4 protein-coding genes are annotated in these 4,673 nt (G+C 45.5%); 2 read left to right on the top strand and 2 right to left on the bottom strand.

Going from position 1 to position 4,673, the window contains the following annotated elements:
• Both AACT21_RS06810 and tyrA read left to right on the top strand, forming a co-directional pair.
• Nucleotides 1-1,002: 3-deoxy-7-phosphoheptulonate synthase (locus AACT21_RS06810; protein WP_094164527.1), on the top strand; the 1,002-nt coding region annotated here is incomplete at its 5' end.
• An 11-nt stretch (nt 1,003-1,013) separates the two neighbouring features.
• Complete coding sequence (gene tyrA, locus AACT21_RS06805; RefSeq protein ID WP_017043283.1) at nt 1,014-2,141, top strand: bifunctional chorismate mutase/prephenate dehydrogenase; 1,128 nt, start codon at nt 1,014-1,016, stop codon at nt 2,139-2,141.
• A gap of 45 nt (nt 2,142-2,186) precedes the next feature.
• On the opposite strand, the gene AACT21_RS06800 is transcribed toward tyrA, so the two are convergent.
• Both AACT21_RS06800 and ettA read right to left on the bottom strand, forming a co-directional pair.
• A complete protein-coding gene (locus AACT21_RS06800) occupies nt 2,187-2,564 on the bottom strand; it encodes a PilZ domain-containing protein (RefSeq protein WP_013857542.1) in 378 nt (125 codons plus the stop codon).
• 190 nt (nt 2,565-2,754) lie between these two features.
• Nucleotides 2,755-4,422, bottom strand: coding sequence for an energy-dependent translational throttle protein EttA (gene ettA / locus AACT21_RS06795; RefSeq protein WP_010319161.1), 1,668 nt, complete (start codon nt 4,420-4,422; stop codon nt 2,755-2,757).
• Nucleotides 4,423-4,673: the final 251 nt, after the last annotated feature.

Here is a 4,673-nt window from a genome sequence, read left to right as displayed (position 1 = left end):
CTGCCGCTCAGTCATCAAGCTCGCCAGTTCATTCAACACTCTCGTCAGACAATTGCCAATATTATTCATAAAAAAGATCACCGTTTACTGGTGGTGTGCGGTCCTTGCTCTATTCATGATATTGATGCGGCAAAAGAGTACGCAAAGCGCTTGAAATCACTCTCAGAGCAGTTGAGTGATCAACTGTACATTGTCATGCGTGTTTACTTTGAAAAGCCGCGTACAACGGTTGGCTGGAAAGGTCTGATTAACGATCCTCATCTTGATGGCAGTTTTGATATCGAACATGGTTTACACGTTGGTCGTCAATTGTTAGTTGAGCTAGCGGAGATGGAGATCCCTCTGGCGACCGAAGCGCTTGATCCGATCAGCCCTCAATATTTAGCCGATACATTCAGTTGGGCGGCGATTGGTGCACGCACTACGGAATCCCAAACACACCGAGAAATGGCCAGTGGTTTGTCGATGCCGATTGGGTTTAAAAACGGCACCGATGGCAATTTAGCAACGGCAATCAATGCGATGCAGGCGGCATCATCCAGCCACCGCTTTATGGGCATTAATAGTGAAGGGCAAGTGGCCTTACTTACCACTCAAGGCAATCCAAATGGGCATGTCATTTTACGTGGCGGTAAGCAAACCAACTACGATTCAGTGTCGGTCACCGAGTGTGAGCAAGAGATGGCAAAACATAAATTGGATGCGTCGTTAATGGTGGATTGCAGCCATGCTAATTCACGTAAAGATTACCGTCGTCAGCCGTTAGTCGCTGAAGATGTGATTCATCAAATTCGTGAAGGAAATCAGTCTATTATTGGTTTGATGATTGAAAGTCACCTCAATGAAGGTAATCAATCTTCTGACCTTCCTCGCAACGAAATGGAATACGGTGTATCGATTACGGATGCCTGTATTAATTGGTCATCAACTGAGGCACTATTACGACATGCTCATCAAGAGCTCGTTCCGTTCTTAGAAAATCGCCTAAAAAAAGGTGAATAAAGGGAAGTGCCATGGCTGTTGAACTTAACGAATTACGTGATCAAATTGATGCTGTCGATAAACAAATGGTCGAGCTGCTTGCACGCCGATTAGCTTTGGTTGAAAAGGTGGGGGAGGTCAAGAGCCGACATGGTCTACCGATTTATGCTCCTGATCGAGAAGCGGCGATGCTGGCTTCTCGCCGCGCTGAAGCGGAAAGAAAAGGCGTCCCGCCACAACTGATTGAAGATATTTTGCGCCGTACTATGCGTGAATCTTATGCCAGTGAAAAGGATTCTGGCTTTAAGTGCTTAAACCCAGAGCTGCGCTCTGTGGTGATTATTGGCGGTCATGGTCAACTTGGTGGCTTATTTGGCCGTATGTTCAAACTGTCGGGCTATCAGGTGAAAGTATTAGGCAGTAAAGATTGGCATCAAGCCGATGAGATACTGCATGATGCCGGTTTGGTTGTGGTGACGGTTCCTATTCACTTAACCGTCGGTGTGATTGAAAAACTTGCTCATTTGCCTGCCGATTGTATTTTGTGCGACCTCACATCGATTAAGTCTAAGCCGCTACAGGCGATGCTTAAAACACACTCTGGCCCAGTGGTTGGATTACACCCAATGTTTGGCCCAGATGTCCCTAGTATGGCCAAGCAAGTGATCGTCTATTGCGATGGGCGAGGAGAAGAGAGTTATCAGTGGTTGCTAAAACAGTTTTCGATATGGGGAGCGAGTTTGTGCCAGATTGATGCCGCAGAACACGATCACGGCATGACCTTGATCCAAGCACTGCGTCACTTCACTTCGTTTGTATACGGTTTACATCTTTCTAAAGAAAATCCGAATATCCAAAAATTACTGCAGCTGAGTTCACCGATTTATCGTTTAGAACTGGCGATGGTTGGACGGCTTTTTGGTCAAGACCCTCACTTGTATGGCGATATCATTTTCTCATCGGAAGAGAACGTTGAGATGATAAAACGTTTTCATGCTTGTTTTGGTGAGGCGTTAACCTTACTTGACGGGCGTGAGAAGCAAGCTTTTGTGGAAAACTTTAGCAAAGTGAGTGATTGGTTTGGCAGTTATTCACAACAATTTATGCTTGAAAGTCAAAACCTGTTAAAACAAGCGAACGATGCCATTCATCGTGTTTAAGGCTGTCTGAACGGCGAGTGCGGTTGTTGTGAATACGGCCGCCGCTCATTCTTCCGGTTCATCCCCTAAATCAGACAAGTATTCCAGTTCGCGATGGAGCAAACTTTCATCACCCATGTTCAATTCAACTAAACGTTTCAAATGGCCAATACTTTCAATATCAATGTGATTGATGCTGACACGAATAATGTTGTTTTGAATGTGGATCAACTTGGCGACTAGATTAATAGTGACATCGCTGTCTGGTAGTGTGAAATGGACTTGTGCCATTTCATTGAGCACTAATTTGTCCGCGTCAGGGCATGAGAGCAATAACCCATGCAGCGACAAATCCTGAATCGTTGTGGTGACGGTATGTTTACCTTGCAATAAGGTGGCAGGCATCTGATAGATGATGCGTGAAAAGCGACGTCTTTCAATCATGGTACTCTCTCTTGTTGAGCGTTGACCTGTGCCAGCTTCGGCTCTGTATCGATCATTGAAAAATTATACCCATTAAGTTTAGACCTAATTGAAGGCAGTGTCGCGAATCCTGCATCTTGTTGTGTGATGCGTGATGTACAAGTAATAAAAAGGCCGCAATAGATTGCGGCCAGAGACTTCAAATACAGAGTTATTTGGTCATACGCTTGTATTTAATGCGGTGTGGTTCAGCCGCTTGAGCGCCCAATGTCTGTTTTAACCACTCAGTGTATTCGCTGTAGTTGCCTTCATAGAATTTCACTTCACCTTCATCACGGTAGTCCAGAATGTGGGTCGCAATACGGTCTAGGAACCAACGGTCGTGCGAGATAACCATGGCGCAACCTGGGAATTCCAGCAGCGCCTCTTCCAATGCGCGTAGCGTTTCAACATCCAGATCGTTGGTTGGTTCGTCGAGTAATAGGACGTTGCCGCCAGCTTTAAGCAATTTGGCTAAGTGAACACGGTTGCGCTCACCGCCCGATAGCTGACCGAGCACTTTTTGTTGATCGACGCCTTTGAAGTTAAAGCGAGAGCAGTAAGCACGCGCAGGAATTTCAAAATTGTTGATCTTGATAATATCCGCCCCTTCAGAGATCTCTTGGAAGACGGTATTTTTGTCGTTCATGCTGTCACGGAACTGATCAACCGAGGCTAATTTCACGGTTGCGCCCAATTCAATTTCACCAGAATCTGGTTGCTCTACGCCACTTAGCATTTTAAACAGCGTTGATTTACCCGCACCGTTAGCACCGATGATGCCGACAATCGCTCCTTTCGGCATGCTAAATGATAAATTATCAATCAGTACGCGATCACCAAACGATTTGGTTAAGTTACGAACTTCCAATACTTTGTCACCTAAACGTTCGCCCGGCGGGATGAAGAGTTCGTTGGTTTCATTACGTTTTTGATGTTCAGTATTATTAAGTTCTTCAAAGCGCGCCATACGTGCTTTGGATTTTGCTTGGCGGCCTTTCGGGTTTTTACGAACCCATTCCAGCTCTTTTTCAATCGTTTTTTGACGAGCACTCTCTTGAGATGATTCTTGCTTTAAGCGTTCATCTTTCTGTTCGAGCCACGAGGTGTAGTTACCTTGCCAAGGAATGCCTTCACCGCGGTCAAGTTCTAAAATCCAACCAGCAGCATTATCAAGGAAGTAACGGTCGTGGGTGATGGCGACGACTGTGCCTGAATAGTCGACAAGGAAGTGCTCTAGCCAAGCAACAGATTCCGCGTCTAAGTGGTTGGTTGGTTCGTCAAGCAGCAGCATGTCTGGTTTTTCAAGTAGCAAACGGCAGATCGCCACACGGCGGCGCTCACCACCAGACAAAACGGCGATTTTAGCATCCCATTCTGGTAGACGAAGTGCATTAGCCGCACGTTCTAAAGCGTTCTCTAAATTATGGCCATCTTTGGCTTGAATCAGAGCCTCGAGCTCACCTTGCTCTTTGGCTAACGCATCAAAATCGGCGTCGGGTTCTGCATATGCCGCATAAACAGCATCGAGGCGAGTTAGTGCGCCAGCCACATCAGAAACGGCCTCTTCCACCACTTCACGCACGGTTTTTGATTCATCCAGTACTGGTTCTTGAGGCAAGTAGCCGACTTTCAATCCTGCTTGCGGGCGTGCTTCCCCATCAATATCAGTATCGATGCCAGCCATGATACGTAACAGGGTGGATTTACCTGAACCATTGAGACCTAAAACACCGATTTTAGCTCCAGGGAAAAAGCTCAGAGAGATGTCTTTGAGAATTTGACGCTTAGGCGGGACAATTTTACTCACCCGCGACATGGTATATACGTATTCAGCCATTGCCGATTGTTCCTAATCTTAGTAACAGAAGAAAGTGGTCATTTTATACCAAAGCGATCGCATTTGTTACTAGGTACCTAATTTTTAGAGCTTAGATGGTGTTTTTCATCGATAAAAAAGTAACGAAACATTAAGTTACTAAGTTCATATGTCGCACTTTTATGAATTTAATATTATTTACATCTATGGCCTTTACTTTTTTATCTAGAATCAGCGTAATGAAACGGAAATTCCCTTGCTTTGGATAGGAC

This window comes from Vibrio sp. V08_P9A1T1, from assembly GCF_963874405.1.
GTDB classification, from domain to species: Bacteria; Pseudomonadota; Gammaproteobacteria; order Enterobacterales; family Vibrionaceae; genus Vibrio; species Vibrio anguillarum.
The sequence above is the reverse complement of the archived record's forward strand: the minus strand, read 5'-3'. Positions and strand labels throughout refer to the sequence as shown.